The following is a 22,258-nucleotide window of genomic DNA, read 5'->3' as shown; positions in this document are numbered from 1 at the left end:
ATAATTTAAATTGGTTAAAATTCGAGCTCCTCTGATTATGAGGAGCTAGGATTGAGTTCTCAACTTAACCAATCGGTTAAGCTGCAAGGATTGCTTGAGGTTACTAACGACGTTACTAAGAGCAAACTATTGATGAAAAAAATTATCTGTAACTCTGTGCAGAGTTTTTGGGATATGGCAGACAACGAACTACTAGAAGATCTCGACGTACACTGCGTTTTCCCAGTTACAGAAGGCTTAAAAGCGTTCATATTGAACTACCAAGAGAAATACCGCATCCGCAGTATCTCTTTCTCTACCGCACTTTAATCACTCTAACAGGCGACCACGGAAGGTCATCTGCTATCTCGTAACCTTTCTATTAATCCGCTTGCTCTCTCAGTGCGCACCTTGATACCACGCTTCAATACTCGTTCATCAACAAACAGCGTTAATCGATTTTTCGCACGAGTTATGCCCGTGTAGATCAGCTCACGCGTTAGCAGAGGGGTAAAATCGGGGGGTAAGATCATCAAGGTATGGTCAAATTCACTGCCTTGCGACTTGTGAATCGTCATGGCGTAAGCTGTTTCATGTTCCGGTACCCGACTCGGTAAGACCGCTTTCACACTGCCATCTGGCAGCTCAAAAAAGACCTTCAGCTTATCGAGCGAAGCATCATACACACACAAACCGATATCACCGTTATACAGCCCTAGCCCATGGTCATTTCTGGTGACCATCACTGGCCTGCCGTGGTACCAAAGCTCATCTTGTGTTTGGATAAGTTTCCGTGCCGCCAGTCCACGTTCGGTTCGTTGATTGAGCCCGCTGACGCCAAAATCCCCTTCGCGAACGGCACATAGCAATCGGCACTGAGCAAACAGATCGAGAGCCGATTTTGCCCGCTCGGCGAGGGTTTCCGATTCTCCATCTGGCGCTTGAGACAAACGTTGTAAATAACCGCGATATTCACCCACCATGGTTTGAATCATCTGGTTATAGTGCTGACTGTCGATGGGAAATTTTGCGATGTCAGCAAAGTCGCGCTGCCAAACCGCATCCACTTTAAGCGTACTGCCCGAGTTGACGGCTTGGGCCAACTGGCCAATCCCCGAACGCGCGTCAAAGCGATAGCTTTTTTTCAACATGCATAGGCTGTCGGCAATGCTCGCTTGCCCTTGCTGGTTGTTCGCTAATGTGTCAAAGCCCGTCAATCGCGCAAGCTGACTGGCATGCGTTTGACTGTAGCCGAATGCATTAAAAGAGCAGATATCCCCGAGCACCGCGCCAGCTTCGACCGACGCTAGCTGGTCTTTATCTCCGAGCAAGATCAATCGCGCGTGTTTTGGCAATGCATCGATCAATTTATACATCATAGGTAAATCGATCATAGATGCCTCATCGACCACCAAAATATCCAAGTGTAAGGGGTTGTCTCGCTGATGACGAAACTCTGCGCTGTTAGGAATGGCCCCGAGCAAACGGTGTAAGGTGCTGGCGTCAGTGGGAATAGCTTGTTTAAGCTCAGGGCTCACCGGCAAGGCAGCAACCGCTTTACCAATTGACTCCGTCAAGCGCGCCGCTGCTTTGCCTGTCGGGGCCACCAATTTAATGGTCGGTAACGTGTTGTGGCTCTGAGCTTGTTCAATCAAAGCGGCGAGCAGTTTGGTCACTGTGGTAGTTTTACCTGTACCCGGCCCCCCCGAGATCACCGCAAAGCGCCGTGTTAACGCCACGGCCGCCGCCACTTTTTGCCAATTGATGCAAGCAGCGCTAGGTACCCATTCATCCAATGGGGTGAGATCCGCGATACTTTTCGCCGCGCAAAGCGTTTGGTCTATGGTAGGCCACTCCAAACTTTGCTCGGCAACCACATCGAGGTGGTCACAAACCATTCGCTGTCTTAGTCCTGGTGAACTGGTACCAGATTCGATAGATTTACTAATATCTTCAAATAGATAGCGATAGTTACGAGCAAACAGGTGGTCAAGTAACTGCGACAGCTTGTGCAGCTCTGGTGGCGTAAGGATCATGGGTAACCCAAAGCTATTTAACCGCTCTGCGACCACCACTTCGTAGTGCCAGTAGCGATGCAAATAGAGCCGCTTGCCATCAAAAACAAGTGGTACAGGCTCGCCATTGCTGCCTACCATCGCGCTGCTTTTCAGCAGCGCAGGCCAGTCGATCCCTAATAACTGTTGGTTTAACTCGCTGGCAGCTTGTGAAAACAAACCCAGCTTGGCGGCTAAATCGACCGAGTTCCCATGCTCATCGAACAGCGGCAAACAGATATGCCCTTTACCGAGCTCGCTGCTCACCACACCAGCAATAAACGCCAATTGACTATCGTGTGTTTGTGCTTCAATAAAGCGAGCAAACTGGCAATCCAGTTGGCGAATCTGCCCTTTGCTTGCCAATTGATGCAAGGTCGCAATCAGTCTATCCATCTCTAAAGCAGCTCCATCTGACCAGCACTATTGTGTTTTTCTTCTATCGGTAAACCGTCGACCAATCTGTCCATATCAGTTAACAACTCTAAACTCGGTTTAGCGGTAAAAATACCATGATCACTTTCGCCATCCATCCCGCGTAAAAACAGATAGTAAACACCACCAAAATGTTGTTGGTAATCGTAATTGGCCAGACGGCTACGTAAAAAACGGTGCAATGCTAACGCATAGAGTTGATATTGAAGATCGTAACGGTGATCGGCCATCGACGCTTTAAGCGCGTCTCCATGATAGAAACTGACTTCATCGCCCAAGTGGTTTGATTTCCAATCCAGCACGTAATACTTACCCTGATGCTCGAAGACTAAATCGATAAACCCTTTCAACATGCCATGCACGGTATGAAAGCCAAGATCCCCCGCTTTGGCAGATAACGGGTCATGTCGCTGAATCACACGATTAAGTGCAGGCGCCGACAGTACTTCAATCGGCAGCATAAACTCCATCTCAACCAGACGCTGCTGTGGGGTTTTGTCCTTAAGCCGCAGTTGTTTACCATCCAGCGGTGTGTTGAGTACGGTGTCGACTAGCTGCTGTAAAATTGGCAGCCAGTCAGGGTCGAGCTGTTCATCTTCCATCAACTTGCGAATGGTCGCGCTATTATCTTCACTCGTCGCGGGCTGAGTAAACTCGACCTCTTCAAACAGGGTATGCAAAAAAGTCCCTGGCCGTGCGCCGCGCGGAAAAGTAAAGATAGAAGCTTGCGGCTCACTATCGGCTTGCTGATCTTGCTCATCGGAAGAATCGATATCGAGATGGAGTAAATCTGTTAGCCCATCAGTATGCTGCTGGCCTTGTTTAATCAGCCCTGAATAACTGGTCATGCGCCAACTGCGATCGATCGTTTGTGTCAACTGGGCGGCGCTTAGGGCTTGCTGCGTGCTTTCGATGACCGTCAGAGGCTGCTGGTGCACCTCTGGTAAGTCGCACAAAGTCATGCAGTCTAATTGCCGGGTTTGCGCTTCAAGTGCGGCGGTCAAATCTGCTATCCCGCCTTGCTGACCATTTTGCAGCAGATACCCCATCGCACTAAGATGAGCCCCGGTTGGCTCTTTACTTGAACGGCCATTGCGCAGTGGCGCAGCTCCGACAAAGCAACCATACACCGCACGGGTCAAAGCCACATAAATTAAGCGCAAGTCTTCAGCCAAACGCTCTTTATCAGCGGCGGCTAACGCCGTTTTTTGTGCGGTAATATCGAGAATGGTTTGATCCTTGTCCGCGTCGTAATATTTGGCCTCAGCGGCCTCTCGGTAGCTGAAAACAAATGGCAGAAAGACTAAGTCATACTCTAAACCTTTTGACTTATGAATAGTAACAATCTGCACTAAGTGACGTTCAGACTCCAAACGCTGAATTTGATCTTCGTTACCGCCAAGTCCGTTTTCAGCATCATTGATGGCTTGCGCTAACCAGCGCAGTAAGCCATGGTCGCTATCGAGTTCAATGCTGGCTTGCTGCAGCAGCTCACCAATATGCATCAAGTCTGTCAATTGACGTTCCCCGCCTGGTTCGGCGAGTAATCGCTCCGCGATATGACGCTTACTCATCACACTGCGTAGCATCGGCAGAACGCCGCGCTGTGACCAAAGCTTACGATACTCCTTAAACTCGTTGATGGCCGCTTCCCATTCGTTCTCATCATTATTGAGAGTATCTAAGCGACCCGCGTCGAGGGCAAAGATTTCAGACGCAAGACTCGCGCGCAGAGCGCGGTCGTTTTCTGGTGTCAGCACGGCCTGAAGCAAACGCTGAAGATCATTAGCGATGGCAGAGGTGAACACACTATCGCGGTTAGAAAGATAAACGCTGGCGATACCTTGGTCAGCTAGCGCTTGCTTGACCAAGCGCCCTTCGCTCCCGGTGCGCACTAGCACGGCGATATCCCCAGCTCGGATCGGACGCTGCTGTTTGTCGCTGCTGAAATGCGCCTGTTCATTTTGCGCTGCGTCCAAAATTGTATGGATCTGATCCGCTGTCGCTTGAGCCATGGCGGCCAAGTACTCGCCTTTCGCTAAAGGCTTATCGTCAGCCGCTTGTAACCAGTAGGTCAAGGCAGGCTGCTTTTGGCCTGCCATAGTCCAAATGCGCTGCTCTGCTTTCGGGCTGTGGTTTACCGGTAAAAATGGAATATCTTGATCATAAATAAACGGGCTCTGCGGCGACGCAAATACTTGGTTCACCGCCGCGACCATATCGGCACTGGATCGCCAGTTGGTACCAAGAGTGAAATGAGAGCTGACCTGATTGCGCGCTTTAATATAGGTAAATATATCGGCGCCACGAAACGCGTAGATCGCCTGTTTGGGATCACCAATCATAAATAGACCACATTGAGGGTGGTCTAAGTAGATACGACTAAAAATACTGTACTGCAACGGGTCGGTGTCTTGAAACTCGTCGATCATCGCCACCGGATAAAGGGTGCGAATACGCTCAGCCAGTTGTTGACTAGCGTCACTGTCAATCGCCGCCGACAGTTGAGTCAGCAAATCATCAAACGATAACCATTGCTTACGCTGTTTCGCCTCAGCTAACAAAGCGCGGCAATGTTCAATCGCATGTGCGAGCAGTGGCGCTTTGAGGCTTATCGGCTGGGCGACAAACGCATCAATTTGCTCAAACAAAGGTAACTGAGGTGGATTTCCTTTAGGCGTTTTCTCGTCAAGCGCAGACTGAGCAAACTTGGCCAACTGCTCTGGATACTCATAACTGACGCTCTCTAATGCCGCCCACTGATTCACCGCTTCAAGCCACGTGGGCAAAGACTTTTTGCTATAGCTGCGCTTATTGATGTCCGAGTCGCTGATCAAATCTAAAAGCTCGTCTTGCTGAGCGCGCCAGCTCGCTTTGAGCGCATCAATCCGTTGCAAGTTCTGCTGATGCAAGTCGGCCAAGCTGCCACTCATTGGCGCCACCGATAAACCAATTGGCGAGCCGGTCATATAGCGGGAGATCTCTGCCAGCAGCGCGGCAGGCGAGCTCCATAACCGGCGTACTTCTCCCGCCAAGTGATGCGGCAGCGGATAAAAGTTCCGTCGCCAATAATCTGCCACCACTTGGGCTTTTAAATGACTCTCATCGGTAACAAATTCATTGTTGAAACGGCTGCCTGATTCAAACGCATTTTGGGTCAGCATCCGCTGACAAAAACCGTGGATGGTGTAGACCGCGGCTTCATCCATCTGACGTTCAGCTTGCAGTAATACCTCGGCCGCTTGTTTATGATCGGCGACCTGTTCAAGCAAGGGGACAATGACAGGGTCTTGACTTTGACCACGTGCAAAAGCCAAGCGCGCATCGTGAATACGAGCTCGAATTCGGTCTCGCAGTTCAGCGGTTGCCGCTTCAGTAAAGGTCACGACTAAGATCTGGTCGACGGACAAGGGGGCGTGATGCTGAGTCTGTTCACTACCATGACCCAATAACAATCTGAGGTATAACCCGGCAATCGTGAATGTTTTCCCTGTCCCTGCTGACGCTTCAATTAATCGCGCGCCATGGAGGGGGAACGTCATTGTATCGAGAGGGGTAACTGAAGCCGCCGATGTCATAAAAAATATGCCTTTTTACTGAAAAGCTGGATACTGAATGTGATCCAGACTTTAAAACGTTAGTTATTAATATCAAACGATAAAACGTTAGGTGGTTATGGGATCTTTCTCACGGCGCGCGCCACAGCGAGCCGATAGTATGCCCGCCATGTGTTGAGTAAGTGATCTTGCAATAAACCCACCGAATCATGGTCCCTCTGACCTGTGGCCGTACAGCAAACGCCCTACACAATAATGATTTACTGGCGGCCACCTACTTTCCCATATTACGACTTACTCGCCTCTGCGCTGGTTTGCATCATCAACCGTGGCGTTTCCATGATCTTCTGGCTAAGGCGTCGCACGTCTGCTGCCAGCGCCTCATCCCAACTTGGCCAAATACGTGCGATATAGGCATTGTTTCCTTCACCCATTGACAGATAGCCATCATTAAAGGTGTCGGCCATTTTCTTCAACGCTTTCTCTTCGTTGTCAGCCCAATGTCCACGGCTAAACCCCGCTTCAATATTGGCCAACGCTGTTTTGGGGAAATACGCCAACGGCTGTGTCATGCCCTGATAGAACAAGCTGATTAGCTCCGCCAACCAAGTGTGCGCTTGCGCTGCATCGTCGAGCGCCGGGTAAATCATATGTATCGCCCCCTCTTTACGATCGTAGCCTATCATATGCGTGGGTCGATGGATGCCCATTGCCGCCATAGCGAGATGGTCAATCCAAGCGGCAAGATAGTCTTGTGAGCGCAATTGACCACTGCGAAAACGCACCAAACCCGACTGATAGAACTGAGTTAACCAACCAACGAGCTGCACTGGTTTTCCGTCGCCAAACGGCTCAAAACTGAGTTTAACTTCGAGATCATCTTGGCTGGCTTGGCAGACAAAACCAATTTTCTCCAGCAACTGTTCGGCCTGAACTCGGTTGGTCTCAAACTCGATGTCACCAAATGCACCGACGGGCAACTTACCCTGCGCGCGTTGCTGCTGGACAAAACGTTCAATCGCCACTTGTATCTGCTGCTGGCCCAACTGCTGCTGTTTAAGTAGTTCGTTGAGTAGCGCATCACGCATTTGGTAGCTCTCGAGGCCACCCAGAACGAAAGGTTCTTCATCCTGCATCACAGGCAGCGGCGGTTCAAACGTCACTTTAAGTCGACGATTAAAGAAATACTGCACCGGTAAGCGCCAAAAGCGTTGCAACTCAACCAAATCGAGCTCGAGTGGGAAGGTCGCGTCAAGTAAATAGTCTTCTAATTCGCGGTTGAAATCGCCACTTTGCTGACCCAGTCGATTGGCCGCGGGCAGCCACTCTTTGGCGTAACTCGGGCGATCGCCGCTAAAGGCTTGCTCACTAAACGGTACCATCGGATGGTGCGTCACTAAACTGGCGACCAGCGCATCGCCCGACTCGTCCGCGGGTTTATCTTGCTCACCGAGTAAGCAATAGTTTTGCTGGCAGTACTCAACTAACTCCGACACCAACACAGACGGCACCCGCTCGGTATTGTCTTGAATCGAGCGGCCCACATAACTGATATAGAGCGTCTGCTGCGCAGACAATAACGCTTCCAGAAACAGGTAACGGTCGTCGTCTCGACGCGAACGGTCACCAGGTCGTGTGCGGCCATTCATCAAATCAAACCCTTCTGGCGGCATCGAGCGAGGATAGACCCCATCGTTCATCCCGAGCAGACACACGGTACGAAAGGGAATTGAGCGCATCGGCATTAAAGTACAGAAGTTGACTTGCCCAGCAAGAAAACGTTGACTGACGCGGGTGCCAGACAGTTTATCTTGCAAATATTGACGCACAATCGCAGGCGCAAGTGGCTGCTCGAACGCGGCATCGCTCAGTTGCTGCTTGAGGTTGGCTAAGGTGTCACGAATTGACTTCAGCGCCGCCTCCCCCTCCAACTCGACCGCGAAGATATCGTCCAACAATTGAGTTAACACCTCGCGCCAAACATCAATGCTCTGCGTTTGGGCCACACGTTGACGATAGTCGCGAATGGTCTGAATAAAGTGCGCGAGTTTCCCCGCAAGCTCGGCCCCAAGCCCTTGAACCTGATTGTACGGAGCGAGTTGCCCATGCGGAGAGTCAAACAAACCCGCCGTCTCTGGCATGGCGTAGCCCAGTAACATACGTTCAATGCCAAACTGCCAGGTATTGTGGTTATTTTCGGGAAGATCGAACTCACGGCAAGTGTCACTATTTAGCCCCCAACGTATCCCTGACTCTTCGACCCACTGCTTGGCGAGCACAAACTCCTCTTCACTGATCTCGAACCGGGCCAATATGGCTGGTGTTTCCAACAGCTCTAGCAGTTCTGAGGCTAAGCAGCGGGTATTGGGTAAGTCGACCAACTGCATAAATGCGTTGAGGATTGGGCTCTCTTGATCGGCGGTGCGGTCTGAAATGGAGTATGGGATAAAACGCTCACCTGGTGCATTACCAAATACCGCTTGGATAGCGGGACTGTAGGCGTTGATGTCGGCCACCATGACTATGATGTCACGAGGTTTCAAACTCGGATCCGCGTCAAACATGGCGAGTAACTGGTCGTGGAGCACCTCCACTTCGCGCATCGGGCTATGACACGCGTGCAACGTCAGTGAACGGTCTCCCAGCTCGACAGGTTGTTTGTGAGTGCTGCTATCGAGTTGGCGGTCGTCTTGGTGCTCTTCAAGGTTAAGAATATCGGCTTGTAACTGGTGCAGCAGAGAGTCACGTTCAATATCAACAAAGGCTTCTATTTCGTGGCTATCAAGCTGGGACAGCAAGTACATGTTATCGCGGCCAAGCTTACCCATAGAGGCGAGTAAGCTATTGCCGACGGCATCGGTATGCAATTCATCAAGTAGATTCTCTTCCACGCTGCCTTTCAACTGCTGACTTTCTCCCTGCGCCTCAGAGTGGTCTTGATGCCACACTCTGTGCTGACGATGTTTGGCTGCCAAGCGCGCTAGGAATTTTCGGTCTCGCACTTCACCCCAGTAATAACGACAAGGGTTGGTAAACATCAAGTGAACGTCAATGTGCTCACCAATCGCTTTTAGCGCATCCATATAACGTGGTGGCAAAGAGGTAATGCCGAACACAAACAGACGCTTCGGTAGATGGTCAAAATTGCCCTGATAGCTCTCCAACGTATCGATGAAATGTTCATAAAGGTTGGCACGATGATAAGGCGACTGACCCAGCGCCACGGTATGGTCGTAAAGTGCTTGCCATAGAATCGGCTGCCATGGGTGTTCGTCTTGTAACTCCGCCACTTGTTGCCCCGCTTCCCAACTCGCGATCCACTCAGGGCGATACACCAAATAGCCATCAAAGATGTCGGCAATTTTCTCTGACAGTTGATACAACTTGGAGTTGTCTTCATCTCGCTCTAGGTAGCGCTTTAACGGCTCGAACTCAGCTTGATTCAACAGCCCAGGCAAGATGTGCATCAACTTCCAACTCATTGATTCTTTGTTGAATGCACTGCGTTTAGGCACATCGGGCAAGACTTCAGTGAACATGTTCCAAATAAAGGTCGCGGGCAGAGGGAAGTCAATGTTCGCAGCCACGCCAAACTCTTTCGCGAGTTCCATTTTCAGCCACTGAGACATACCTGGGCTTTGCACCAAGATCTGCTCTTTTTCAAACGGATTTTCTAGCGGATTGAGACGCACGAGCTCAACAAGCAGCGACTTTAAGACATCAACTTGGTTGGAATGATAGACAGTAAACACAATGCACTCACACTTATCTCGCAGTAATTGAGGTTGAGATTAGCATAAGCAGAGCAATTTCGAGAGTGATATAAGCCCATGATTTGGCTCGAATCAAAATACCCGCTCAAGCCTTCGACAGGCAAGAGCGGGTAGAGGGATCAATCGTCGAATAAGCGAATAAAACCTTATTGAGCGATCAGATCTTTATAAGCAATCGTTTTACCCTGTGGCTTCTCGTTGGCCAGTTTCGCTTTAGGCGCACCGGGTTGTGATAGCCAGTATTCACGATCTTTCTTCGGATTGAGCTGTGGTCCACAGTCGCCTTGCGCACCACTTCGTTCCAAACGCTGCATCACGCGGTCTTGTGCCTGCGCCAAACCATCAAGCGCTTCTTGAGGGGTTTTCTCGCCACTCGCCGCTTCAGACACGTATTGCCACCAAAGCTGCGCCAGTTTCGGGTAATCTGGCACATTGGTGCCCGTTGGCGTCCACTGCTTACGCGCATCACTGCGGTAGAACTCGACTAAACCGCCAAGCTTAGGCGCAACGTCTGTCATCGCTTGAGAATTGATATCCGACTCACGAATTGGCGTTAAGCCAACCAACGTCTTCTTCAAACTGACCGACTTAGACACGACAAACTGCGCGTAGAGCCAAGCCGCTTGACGACGGTCAAGTGGAGTACTGTTTAAGAATGTCCAAGAACCCGCGTCTTGATAACCGAGTTTCATGCCATCTTCCCAGTATGGGCCACGTGGCGACGGTGCCATACGCCATTTTGGAGTGCCATCTTCGTTGACAACCGGTAGGCCTGGCTTGGTCATATCGGCAGTAAAGGCGGTGTACCAGAAAATTTGCTGAGCGATAGAACCTTGCGCTGGAACCGGACCTGCTTCACCAAAGGTCATACCTTGAGCTTCTGGTGGTGCATACTGTTTTAGCCAATCGACGTACTTGGTTGTCGCATATACGGCTGCTGGACCATTGGTCGCGCCGCCACGAGCAACATCGGAGCCCACTGGCTTACAGCCTTCAATACGAATGCCCCACTCGTCGACAGGTAGACCATTAGGGATACCCTTGTCGCCAGCGCCTGCCATCGAGAACCAAGAATCGGTGAAACGCCAACCCAGAGACGGATCTTTCTTACCGTAATCCATATGGCCGTAGACTGGCTCACCATCAATGGTTTTCACTTTGTCGGTAAAGAACTCAGCGATATCTTCATACGCCGACCAGTTAAGTGGTACCCCTAGCTCATAGCCGTACTCTTGTTTGAACTTCGCTTTAAGGTCTTCGCGCTCAAACCAGTCGGCACGGAACCAGTACAAGTTAGCAAACTGCTGATCCGGCAGTTGATAGATTTTGCCATCGGGACCCGTGGTAAAGTCCAACCCGATAAAATCAGGCAGATCAAGGTAAGGGTTAGTCACGCTTTTCCCTTCCCCTTCAATAAAGTCTGAGATAGGGACGACTTTTCCGTAACGAACATGGGTACCAATTAAGTCAGAATCGTTAATGTAACCGTCGTAAATATTGCGCCCAGTCTGCATCTGAGTTTGCAGTTTCTCAACCACATCACCTTCTTGAATCAAGTCATGGTTGACTTTAATGCCGGTGATCTCATAAAACGCTTGAGCCAAGACTTTGGCCTCGTACTCATGAGTGGTGATCGTCTCCGAAGCCACATTGATTTCCATACCTTGGAAGGGTTTCGCTGCATCGATAAACCATTGCATCTCTTGCGCTTGCTCTTCGGTAGAAAGCGTCGATGGAGTGAACTCTTCACTCATCCATTTTTTCGCTGCAGCCATATCGGCAAGCGCAGCGGGTGAGATGGCAGCTAAAGCAAAGCTCAAGGCTAAGCTACGAGCAAGGTAAGACTTTTTGATATCCTTTTTCATTCTTGTCTAACTCCAGTTGTGAGTATTCTGTCTAATACGTTATTGGTATCACTCACCCCATTTCGATGACGTCTTGCTATCGAGGGGTGGGTATGTCGTTACGTTGTTGTTATCCCCATTTCAAAACTGTACCCAGCCAAATGACCGATAAGGTAAATGGCACCCAAATTGTCAGCTCAGAAAACCCGACAAATCCAAGATGGATATAAGCCGAGCTCAATAAGCCGATAAATAACCGATCGCCACGCGTGGTGGTGATCGGAAGAAACCCTTTCCGCTCGATACACGGCGTACGAATTTCACGAATCGTCATCGTCAATAGAATCAGCGCAATCCCGAGAAAAAACAGCGCTGAAGGGGTAGTCCATGCCATCCAAGCCATGATGATGTCTCCTTAAACTCGACCTAACGCGAAACCTTTCGCGACGTGGTTTCTTACAAACCAAATAACTAAAATGCCCGGTAGAATGGTCAGCACACCTGCTGCCGCCAATACTCCCCAATCAATACCTGACGCACTGACGGTACGAGTCATCACCGCTGAAATCGGTTTGGCATCAACCGAGGTCAAAGTACGAGCGAGCAGTAGTTCGACCCAACTGAACATGAAGCAGAAAAAAGCCGAGACCCCAATCCCCGAACGGATCATCGGCAAAAAGATTTTGATGAAAAACTTAGGAAAGCTGTAACCATCGATATAAGCGGTTTCATCGATTTCGCGGGGAACACTCGACATGAACCCTTCCAGAATCCATACCGCCAGTGGCACGTTAAACAAACAGTGCGCCAGTGCGACCGCAATATGGGTATCAAACAGACCGACCGAAGAATAAAGCTGGAAGAATGGCAACAGGAACACCGCGGGCGGCGCCATACGGTTAGTCAGCAGCCAGAAAAACAGATGCTTATCGCCGACAAACTTAAAACGCGAGAACGCATAAGCGGCAGGTAAAGCAACGGTTAAGGTGATCACCATGTTCATGACTACATAGATGATCGAGTTGACGTAGCCCATATACCAGCTTGAGTCGGAGAAAATGGTTGCGTAGTTCTTAAAGGTCCAAGTTTCTGGGAAAAAGCTCAGTCCGCCCAATATCTCTTGGTTTTCTTTAAACGACATGTTGATCAGCCAGTAAATCGGCAGCATCAAGCAGACAATGTACAGAGCCAGACCAACAATCTGGGTGTAGCGTGTGTATTTAGATTTTGTCATCGCCATGGTTGTTTCCTTACTTATTTTCACCGTGGGTCATTGCGGTGTAGAACACCCAGCTCACCAAGAGGATGATCAAGAAATAGATGATAGAGAACGCCGCTGCAGGGCCGATATCAAACTGGCCAATCGCCATCTTAGTTAGCGTCTGACTGAGGAAGGTGGTGGAGTTACCGGGTCCGCCACCGGTCAATACGAACGGTTCGGTGTAGATCATGAAACTATCCATAAAGCGGATCAGAATACCGATCAGCAATACGCTCTTAAGCTTCGGCAGTTGGATATAGCGAATGATTGACCAAGTCGACGCTCGATCGATATTCGCCGCTTGGTAGTAGGCATCGGGAATGGCGCGCAAGCCTGAGTAGCACAGCAGCGCAATCAACGATGTCCAGTGCCAAACATCCATCAAAATCACCGTCAACCAAGCATCAATCGGGTTGCCTGCGTAGTTGTAGTCAACCCCCATTCCATTTAGCGCCCAACCGAACAAGCCGATGTCAGCGCGGCCAAAAATCTGCCAAATGGTGCCAACCACGTTAAGCGGGATCAGCAGAGGAATCGCCAGTACAATCAGGCAGAAGGCAGACCATTTGCCTTTGGTCGGCATGGTGAGCGCGACAATGATCCCCAGCGGCACTTCAATCAGCAAAATGGTGAAGGTAAAACCAAACTGACGCAGCAGCGCGCCGTGCAGCCGTTCATCATTGAGCGTTTCGCGATACCATTCTGTACCGACAAAATAGGCAGTATTGGCATCAAAAATATCTTGTAGTGAGTAGTTCACCACCGTCATCAGCGGCACGATGGCACTGAACGCCACCAGCGCAAATACTGGCAGCACTAAAAACCAAGCGCGGTTATTGGCAACTTTATCCATCACTCTTCTCCCACATTGACAAGGAATTCATCGACATACAGCATGGTCCATTGCTCTGGGAAGCTGATGTAAGCTTGATGTTGTGGCACCACTTGATCCTCCTGAAGGCGCGCTTTGATCTCTTGATTACCGAGTTTCAAGGTAACGATTTTGTAAGTGCCCAAGTCTTCGACGTGCAACACATCACACAGCAGCGCCGAGTCGTGGCCCTTCTCCCACACATGGACAAACTCTGGGCGGATACCGATTTTGATGTTTTGGCTTGCGGCATTGGCAATGGCATGGCGATAGGCTTCGGACAATGGCACTTCAACACCATCAAACTGCACGCCATTGTCTGTGGGCGACACCTCGAGCAAGTTCATGCCCGGGCTGCCGATGAAGTAGCCGACAAAGGTGTGATTGGGCCGCTCAAACAGCTCACGCGGGGTACCAAACTGCACGATCTGCCCGTTGTACATCACCGCAATTTCATCGGCGAAGGTCGAGGCTTCGAGCTGGTCGTGAGTCACGTAGACCATAGTGATATTGAACTGCTGGTGGATCTGCTTCAGCTTGCGGCGCAGCTTCCATTTCAGTTGTGGATCGATGACCGTCAGTGGCTCATCAAACAAAATCGCCGACACATCGTCACGCACCAGTCCGCGTCCCATCGACACTTTCTGTTTCTCATCAGCCGTGAGATGCTGCGCTTTCTTCGATAGCACATTGGTCAGCTCCAAAATCTCGGCGATTTCCGTCACCTTAGAGTGGATTTTGGCTTTATGTACTTTCATATTGCGCAGTGGAAACGCCAGATTATCGTACACCGTCATGGTGTCGTAGATAACAGGAAACTGGAAAACCTGTGCAATATTGCGATCTTGCGGACGAAGTTCATTAACGCGAACATCGTCAAACATCACATCACCCTGAGACGGGCTCATCAGTCCAGAAATAATGTTAAGCAAGGTCGACTTACCACACCCCGAAGGCCCAAGCAGTGCGTAAGCGCCGCCTTGCTTCCACACGTGATTCATCTCTTTGATGGCATAAGTGGAGGCCGTCGTTGGCTTTTTATCATAGGTGTGAGCCAGTGAATTAAGTGTTATTTGAACCATGAACGCTATCCCCTAACATCACGAATCGGGGCATGAATAAGGTTGCTATCCATACCGAAGACATAGAATTTGTGGATTGGAATATAGATTTTGATCGTCTCATCGACGTCATAGCTGTGTACGCCGGGTAAATGCAGCACCATATCCAAATGAGCATTACGCACATGGAGAAACGTTTCCGAACCACTGATTTCGGCCACTTCCACTTGCACCGTCAGCTCGACGTCATCGTCATTTTTAGGCAGTAAGCTAAGGTGGCTAGGGCGGATGCCGAATTGATACTCGCCTTTGGCTAGTTTGCTCAGTGACTGATTGAGTGGGAAATGGGCGCTCTGATCAAAGGTCACTTCATTGTCGGTAATGTCACCTGAGATCAAATTAATCGGCGGCTCACTAAACAGCGTGGCTGAATCGACATTATCTGGATGGTGATAAACCGCAGCGGTCGGCCCAGACTGGATCACCTTGCCCTCGTGTAAGATGGTGGTGGTCCCGCCGAGTGCGAGCGCTTCATTGGGCTCAGTAGTGGCATAAATAGCAATGGTATGTCGGGTCTGGAACAGCTCACGCATCTCTTGGCGCAGCTCTTCGCGTAACTTGTAGTCGAGGTTGACCAGCGGTTCATCAAACAAGATGATCTCCGCATCTTTGACCAAGGCGCGCGCCATGGCCGTACGCTGCTGCTGACCACCAGAAAGCTCCAATGGATGCTTTTTCAAATGCTCGGTAATACGCAACATTTCAGCCGTGGCATGCACTCGTTCCTGAATCTCTTTTTCCGCCATACCCGCTAAACGCAAGGGAGACGCGACGTTTTCAAATACCGTTAAATTCGGGTAGTTGATGAATTGCTGGTAGACCATAGAGATGTTGCGTTCGCGCACCGATACGCCAGTCACATCGATACCGTTGACCCATATTCTTCCTGAAGTAGGACGATCCAACCCAGCAATGAGCCGCATCAAAGAGGTCTTACCCGCCAATGTTCGCCCAAGCAACACATTGAACGACCCAGGCTCAAAGGTGAGGTTAACGTCAGAGATATGCATCTCTCCGTCAACGTATTTGCTTACCTGCTCAAGTGTTAATGACACTAATGACTCCTTACCATTCGAATAATCATTTTGTTTCGATATTGCTCAATAGAGCGAGAGTCGTGCCAAGATGTCATTTTGTTAACAAATATTTTACAGAATGGTTCACCAAGCCTTTAAACATAAGGTTAGGGTGACTAAAACCTCAATAAGATACCGATATTACTGATGATTTCGCCGATGAGATCGGGTTAACACTTGTTAACAAAATGTGTTCAAACTGTTCAGCATGGTGATATGTTAATTGAGCGTTTATGAACAATAACGTTCACATACGAACAATTAGAATAATTACTTAAAAACAACTTATCGCTGCCACTGAACAACGCTATGGACAACAAACACCAATCAATCATCAAACAATCTTGGCAACGCTGCCGAGACGCAGGGCTGGTTCATCACAGCCATCCGATCATCGAAATGGAATCCGGCCACGCGTTCGACCTCACGCTGGAAGAGCACTCGGGTCTGCTGACGACGACCCAACAGAAAGTGCTGCCTTTTTACGACAGTTTGTTGGCCAACAGTAATTGCCTGATCACTCTAGCCAACCCACAAGGCCAGGTGCTGAACAGTTGGGGGGAGCAGCGATTTTTCTCTCAACGCCAGCCAGACGTGTTCCAAAACGGCGTCCATTGGCAAGAGGGATTGATCGGCACCAATGCGATAGGTACTGCGCTGGAAACAGGCTCGATTGTGCAGGTATTTCACGATGAACACTTTCTTACCTCCAATCGGTTTATGACGGGGTCTGCGGCCCCATTGTTTGATGCTGAGCGCAAAATGGCGGGCGTGCTTTCCATCTCCAGCGATGCTTACATGCCAACCGCGCACACGCTCGGCATGGTAAAACTGATGTCGCAAGCCATTGAAAACCAGTTGATCGCGTCTAAGTTTCAATCAGACCACTACCTGTTATGGTTCAACACTTCTGCTGAAAATATTGATAGCCAGTGGTCGTCACTATTGGTATTCAATCAGCAAGGCGTGATCGTCTCGGCCAATCGCCGCGCTGAAATCGTGCTAGGTCAGGATTTGGCCTTGCAGCGTATCGAGCACATTTTTGACCTCAAACTTGACCAACTGCTCTCTCATCCTCCATTTACGCCAGCCGCTATTACCAGCCATGCGGGCTTTAACTTCTATTCACTCATTACGCCACCAAAACGGCCACAGGGGCGACAACTCGATTATCGTCAATCGAGTATTCACAAGCCCGATCAACAGGTACAAGCACCACTGGATTTGGAGCGCCTCAACATGGGCGACCCCAAACTGGCCAAAGCCATCAACCAAGCCAGCCGCATTCTAAACACCGACATCCCAATTTTGATCCACGGTGAAACTGGCGTGGGCAAAGAGGTGTTTGTTAATGCGCTACATCTGTCGAGCGAACGTAAACATGCGCCGATGATCGCGGTCAACTGTGCGGCGATTCCAGCTGAACTGGTGGAGTCTGAGTTGTTTGGCTACGAAAAAGGCGCCTTTACCGGAGCCAGTAACAAAGGCTATATCGGCCTTATCCGAAAAGCCGACAAAGGCACCTTGTTTCTTGATGAATTGGGGGATATGCCGCTGAACGTTCAAGCGCGGCTGCTCAGAGTGTTACAAGAACGTCAGGTCACACCGCTTGGCTCAACCACTTCTTATCCGGTGGATTTTAAACTGGTATCAGCAACCAACCGTCAATTAAAGCAAGACGTGGAGCGCGGCACATTTCGCCAAGACCTTTATTATCGAGTCACTGGACTCAATCTTTCGCTCCCAACGCTACGAGAGCGTAGCGACATCGATGCGCTAGTCAGCTACCTGTTGGCTAAGTATGCGCAACAGGATCAGCAACCAAGAATCAGCATGGAAGTCTTGTCGATGTTCAAGGCCCATCCTTGGCCTGGCAATATTCGTCAAATGGTCAGTGTAATTCAAATCGCGTTAGCCATGGCTGGCAACGACACGATTCAAGTTGAGCATCTGCCGGATGACTTTCTGCAGGACTTGGCGCACCAACCGTTGATCTCGCCTTCAACCGAACAAGCACAGGGATTGCCCCAAATAGCACCGGCCAAAACAGCCAAACGCGAGCCAAACGATGACCTGTCGTGGCTAGATGTGTATGAACAAAACGGCCGCAATGTCTCGGCCACCGCCAAGGCGTTAAACATCAGTCGTAATACCGTGTATAAGCGACTCAGAGAGCAAGGACTACGTTAGCGAACAGACTCGTCGATCAGCACCACTGTAAAATGTGGCATAGCGCAGCGCGACATAGCCCACCACCACAGTGGCGACCATAAGCTCAAAACCAGCAAGCCAATGGATTTGAATGACGTACTCATTGGCCACATCGACGCTCTCCATCCAGGCACTGAGCTTAAACAGTGCCGTTGAACCAATCACCAGAGGAAAAGTAAACGCCGCATAACCTGGGCTAAATGGCAGTCTGAGTAGTTTAATAAACGCCAGGTAGATAACTGCTGTCATTAAGATGGCAATCCCAAACAGCAGGCCAATGATCACTGGCGAAGGTTCAGTAGCCACGGTCAGATAACCCGCAAGTGACAGACTGGCTGGCGCCGCCATGATCGCCATGGTCGGTTTCGCGGCATCAGGGATCTCGTGAGCAAACAATAAACGGTAGATCATCATAGGTAGCATCACGGCATAGGCCAACATGCCAAATATCAAGGCCCCCTGCGCGACGCCTGTTAACGCTGGATTTGCCGAGAAAGAGACGTCCGCAACAATGATGCCTACTGGAGGGACAAACCAACTCGGCAGCATATGGTGCAGCTCAAACGCCTGCATGCGGTGATAAGCAAAGCTAACTAGGAACACAATATGCAACCCAACCGCGACTAGCCATAACAGATCACCCGCTAAAGGGATAAAGTGACCTAACGAGTTTGAAACAATCATGGTTGCCATCGCAAAGGTGGGGACCACACTGCCCACAACGGGGTGAGCAAGATCTTCGCGCAGTAGGTGGCTGTGGAATAGAAACTTAGTCGCTAACACCAGCAGTAATACGCTCGCAATCACTGCCCCAGCCCACTGCGCATAGCCGTTAAACTGCGCAGCGTTCTCCCAACACCAACCTAAACTGGCGATCCCGAGCGCTAAGCCCGCCATTGGCGTCGGTGCTCCCATCACTTTTGCTTTTGCTGTTTTGATCATCATTGCCTCACACCGTTATTTCAGTAGCGGTAGTTTACGCTTGCTATTCGTTCGTAACTATCTAATTATTTAGAACACTCGTTAAGACAATCTGAACAAAGGTTATGGCATCAAACATCTCGCTCAAGCAGCTCAAAGTGTTTATTACAATCACCCAGCACGACACCCTGACTGCGGCCTCTGAGGCTTTATTTCTCTCCAAGGCAGCGGTGAGTATGGCGCTCTCAGAGCTGGAAAAGCAGATAGGTCACTCGCTGTTTGATCGAGTAAATAATCGCCTCATCCTCAATCAAGAGGGACAAAAACTCCTGCCTTTGGCGGATGAACTGATCGAACGAGCACACACTATTGAGCAATTGTTCGATAGCGACCAAGCTCTATCGGGTCAGCTGCGTATCGGCGCCAGCGACACCATTGGCAATCAAGTCGCGCCGTATTTACTGAGCGATTTTCGCCGCGACACTCAACACCATGCACAGAGCCTGCTTATCTCTAACTCGGCGTTAATCTGTCAAAAACTGGTCGATTATGAGCTTGATTTAGCCCTAATTGAGGGAAAGACCCTCCATCCACAGCTTACCTCCCACCCTTTCAGCCAAGATGAAATGTGTGTGGTCTGCTCACCAGACTCTTCACTGCTCAGCAAGCCATTTACGATGGGAGATTTGGAACACAGCGAATGGATCTTACGCGAACCAGGCTCTGGCTCACGGGAGTTTTTCTTACGCGTCGTCGCACCACGAATCGAGCACTGGCACGAAGCGTTCCAACTCAATACCACCGAGGCCTTAATCAATAGCGTTTCCGCAGGACTGGGACTCGCTTGCTTGTCTAAACTTGCCGCCCAGCCAGCACTCAATGATGGCCGAGTGGTCGAGCTGAAACTCTCGCTCGACATGAAACGTCGCTATTGGTTGCTGGTGCACAAGGAGAAATATCAGAGTCCGCTGCTAAAATCTTTTATCCAATACTGTCACCAATGGCGTAAAGACTCGCCACTTAAGTCGCAGAATTGACCCGCCACCTAGACTTAACCGGGCAAAAACTGTATAAAAAGACAGTAAACACATTCAACAATTTGAGTTAGAGGACCAACCATGGCTGTAATCGTCAAGTACGTGGTAGAACGCAACGGAGAAGAGAAAATGACTTTTACCTCTAAAGCGGAAGCTGACGCATATGACAAAATGCTCGATATGGCAGATGAGCTTTTTGAGCTACTAGGTAAAAGTGAATTGCTAGAAGATGAAGGCAAGCAAGAAGACTTAGCGATGTTCCTAGCACAAAACAAAGATGAAGTGCTTTTCGCCTTAGGCGCTAAACGCAAGCCAGCACCAAAGAAGCCCAAAAAGGTTGAAGCTGTTGAAGCGAGCGAAGAAGCCCAAGACGACGCAGCGTGATCTCTGCTAATTAAGATCGAGAAACCTCAGCCTAGCGCTGAGGTTTCGTGTTTTTGGGGAAGAGAAATTGCTCACATTTACCCTAATATCTTACTAAGACGCTGCTAAAATAAGCGCACATTCCCAAGTGAGCCACTGCCATGAAATATCATATCGAAGTCTGTGTAGATAACCTCGAGTCTCTTCATCTCGCAATCCAAGGGGGCGCAAGCCGAATTGAACTCTGCTCATCACTGGCGTTAGGCGGTCTCACGCCAAGCTTCGGTCTAATGAAAAAAGCAGGCCAGATTTCGCCGCTCCCGGTCTACGCTATGATCCGCCCTCGTCAGGGGGATTTTGTTTATGATCAAGGTGATATTGATGCCATGCTACTCGATATCGAAGCGGCTGCTGAAGCTGGGCTGCAAGGGGTCGTGTTTGGCGTGTTGACCGAGCAAGGTCATATCGATATGTCACTCGCTCAGCAACTGGCCGACAAAGCGCAATTGTACGATCTAGGCATCACTTTTCACCGTGCTATCGACCAGTGTGTCGACTGGTCAGAAGCGATTGAACACGTTATTTCATTAGGTTGTGAACGTGTTCTTACTTCAGGGCTAGCGGCAAGTGCAGAACAAGGCGCTGAGGTGCTAAAACAGATGGTCGATCTCGCAGATGGTCGCGTATCCATTATGGCTGGTGCCGGACTCACAGCCGACAACGTGCAATCAATTGTGACGCAGACCCATGTCAGAGAAGTCCACCTATCTGGAAAATCCACTCGCCCCAGCAAGATGAAAACTCTGAATAATCAGGCCAAAATGGGCAATCAAAATATCGACGATTACCTGATCCCGGTCACTAGCAGTCAAGCGATTGAAAAGGTAGTAAAAGCTCTCAGTTCTTAGGATTAATCCCCTCTTACGCCGCGTCTAATGCTAACCTTTTGATAACAAAGGAGTGCGTTATGGCTAAGAACAAACTAGATAAACAGTTCTATGAGCAAGAGCTCGAGCGCCTGCAAATAGAACTGGTTAAGCTACAAGAGTGGGTCAAACATCAAGGTCTTAAGGTGGTGGTGATCTTTGAAGGTCGCGACGCTGCGGGTAAAGGTGGGGTGATAAAACGCATTACCGAGAAACTCAACCCCCGTGTCTGTCGCGTCGCGGCACTGCCAGCACCAACAGAAAAAGAGAAAACCCAGTGGTACTTTCAACGCTATGTGGCACACCTACCCTCCGCGGGTGAAATGGTGCTGTTTGACCGCAGTTGGTATAACCGAGCGGGCGTAGAGAAAGTGATGGGGTTTTGTAGCGACGAGCAATACGAAGAATTTTTGCATTCATGCCCTGAGTTTGAACGCATGTTACAGCGCTCTGGCATCACCTTGATTAAGTACTGGTTTTCCGTCTCTGATGAAGAGCAAGAAAAGCGTTTCCTAGGCCGAATTAATACGCCAATCAAACGCTGGAAGTTTAGCCCTATGGATCTGGAGTCGCGCAACCGCTGGGCGGAATACTCGGAAGCGAAAGATAAAATGTTTGCCTATACCGACACCAAACAGTGCCCGTGGTGGGTGGTGCCGTCCGATGATAAAAAGCGTGCTCGGCTAAACTGTATTAGCCACCTGTTAAGCCAAATTGACTATCAAGAGATCAGCTACCCAGATATAGCACTACCTGAGATCAACAAAGAGGGCTATATTCGCAAGCCGATGGATGATCAAACCTTCGTTCCCGAGAAGTACTAACCCTT

16 protein-coding genes are annotated in these 22,258 nt (G+C 49.8%); 6 read left to right on the top strand and 10 right to left on the bottom strand.

Features of this window, described 5'->3' with window-relative positions:
• Window positions 1-51: 51 nt before the first annotated feature.
• Window positions 52-309: a hypothetical protein gene (locus FCU94_RS03570; RefSeq protein ID WP_176286999.1), complete on the top strand. Its 258-nt coding sequence runs from the start codon at window positions 52-54 to the stop codon at window positions 307-309.
• 26 nt (window positions 310-335) lie between these two features.
• Here FCU94_RS03570 and recD read toward each other — a convergent pair whose 3' ends face one another.
• The 9 genes from recD to FCU94_RS03525 all read right to left on the bottom strand — a co-directional run bounded on the left by recD (window position 336) and on the right by FCU94_RS03525 (window position 15,950).
• Window positions 336-2,429, bottom strand: a complete 2,094-nt coding sequence (gene recD, locus FCU94_RS03565; RefSeq protein WP_176287172.1) for an exodeoxyribonuclease V subunit alpha — start codon at window positions 2,427-2,429, stop codon at window positions 336-338.
• A 2-nt stretch (window positions 2,430-2,431) separates the two neighbouring features.
• Window positions 2,432-6,046: an exodeoxyribonuclease V subunit beta gene (gene recB / locus FCU94_RS03560; protein WP_176287171.1), complete on the bottom strand. Its 3,615-nt coding sequence runs from the start codon at window positions 6,044-6,046 to the stop codon at window positions 2,432-2,434.
• A gap of 266 nt (window positions 6,047-6,312) precedes the next feature.
• The gene (recC, locus tag FCU94_RS03555; RefSeq protein ID WP_176287170.1) at window positions 6,313-9,777 is read right to left on the bottom strand and encodes an exodeoxyribonuclease V subunit gamma; all 3,465 of its coding nucleotides are present in this window, start codon (window positions 9,775-9,777) and stop codon (window positions 6,313-6,315) included.
• A gap of 167 nt (window positions 9,778-9,944) precedes the next feature.
• On the bottom strand, window positions 9,945-11,663 hold the full coding sequence (locus FCU94_RS03550) for an ABC transporter substrate-binding protein (RefSeq protein WP_176287169.1): 1,719 nt from the start codon (window positions 11,661-11,663) through the stop codon (window positions 9,945-9,947).
• 109 nt (window positions 11,664-11,772) lie between these two features.
• Window positions 11,773-12,045: a DUF2160 domain-containing protein gene (locus tag FCU94_RS03545; RefSeq protein WP_176287168.1), complete on the bottom strand. Its 273-nt coding sequence runs from the start codon at window positions 12,043-12,045 to the stop codon at window positions 11,773-11,775.
• Between the two features lie 12 nt (window positions 12,046-12,057).
• Window positions 12,058-12,876, bottom strand: a complete 819-nt coding sequence (locus FCU94_RS03540; RefSeq protein WP_176287601.1) for a carbohydrate ABC transporter permease — start codon at window positions 12,874-12,876, stop codon at window positions 12,058-12,060.
• A 16-nt stretch (window positions 12,877-12,892) separates the two neighbouring features.
• Complete coding sequence (locus FCU94_RS03535) at window positions 12,893-13,756, bottom strand: carbohydrate ABC transporter permease (protein WP_176287167.1); 864 nt, start codon at window positions 13,754-13,756, stop codon at window positions 12,893-12,895.
• Window positions 13,756-14,856 carry an ABC transporter ATP-binding protein gene (locus FCU94_RS03530; RefSeq protein ID WP_176287166.1) on the bottom strand — a complete coding sequence of 367 codons (1,101 nt, stop codon included), beginning with the start codon at window positions 14,854-14,856 and terminating at the stop codon, window positions 13,756-13,758. The genes FCU94_RS03535 and FCU94_RS03530 overlap by 1 nt, the downstream gene beginning before the upstream one ends.
• Window positions 14,857-14,861: 5 nt before the next feature.
• The gene (locus tag FCU94_RS03525; protein WP_176287165.1) at window positions 14,862-15,950 is read right to left on the bottom strand and encodes an ABC transporter ATP-binding protein; all 1,089 of its coding nucleotides are present in this window, start codon (window positions 15,948-15,950) and stop codon (window positions 14,862-14,864) included.
• Window positions 15,951-16,280: 330 nt separating this feature from the next.
• Here FCU94_RS03525 and FCU94_RS03520 point away from each other — a divergent pair, with 330 nt between their 5' ends.
• Entirely contained in the window at window positions 16,281-18,161 is a 1,881-nt protein-coding gene (locus FCU94_RS03520; RefSeq protein WP_176287164.1) for a sigma-54-dependent Fis family transcriptional regulator, read from the top strand.
• Here FCU94_RS03520 and FCU94_RS03515 read toward each other — a convergent pair.
• Window positions 18,153-19,124, bottom strand: coding sequence for a TDT family transporter (locus FCU94_RS03515; protein WP_176287600.1), 972 nt, complete (start codon window positions 19,122-19,124; stop codon window positions 18,153-18,155). The genes FCU94_RS03520 and FCU94_RS03515 overlap by 9 nt on opposite strands.
• A gap of 104 nt (window positions 19,125-19,228) precedes the next feature.
• Here FCU94_RS03515 and FCU94_RS03510 point away from each other — a divergent pair, with 104 nt between their 5' ends.
• The 4 genes from FCU94_RS03510 to ppk2 all read left to right on the top strand — a co-directional run bounded on the left by FCU94_RS03510 (window position 19,229) and on the right by ppk2 (window position 22,253).
• Entirely contained in the window at window positions 19,229-20,140 is a 912-nt protein-coding gene (locus FCU94_RS03510) for a LysR substrate-binding domain-containing protein (RefSeq protein WP_176287163.1), read from the top strand.
• A gap of 81 nt (window positions 20,141-20,221) precedes the next feature.
• Window positions 20,222-20,524: a YebG family protein gene (locus FCU94_RS03505; protein ID WP_176287162.1), complete on the top strand. Its 303-nt coding sequence runs from the start codon at window positions 20,222-20,224 to the stop codon at window positions 20,522-20,524.
• A 140-nt stretch (window positions 20,525-20,664) separates the two neighbouring features.
• Window positions 20,665-21,411 (top strand): copper homeostasis protein CutC, encoded by a 747-nt coding sequence (locus tag FCU94_RS03500; RefSeq protein ID WP_176287161.1) that lies wholly within the window; start codon window positions 20,665-20,667, stop codon window positions 21,409-21,411.
• Window positions 21,412-21,470: 59 nt separating this feature from the next.
• On the top strand, window positions 21,471-22,253 hold the full coding sequence (gene ppk2, locus FCU94_RS03495) for a polyphosphate kinase 2 (protein ID WP_176287160.1): 783 nt from the start codon (window positions 21,471-21,473) through the stop codon (window positions 22,251-22,253).
• The last annotated feature ends 5 nt before the right edge of the window (window positions 22,254-22,258 follow it).

Source organism: Vibrio sp. JPW-9-11-11 (genome assembly GCF_013369335.1).
In the GTDB taxonomy this organism is placed as follows: Bacteria; Pseudomonadota; Gammaproteobacteria; order Enterobacterales; family Vibrionaceae; genus Vibrio.
The sequence above is the reverse complement of the archived record's forward strand: the minus strand, read 5'-3'. Positions and strand labels throughout refer to the sequence as shown.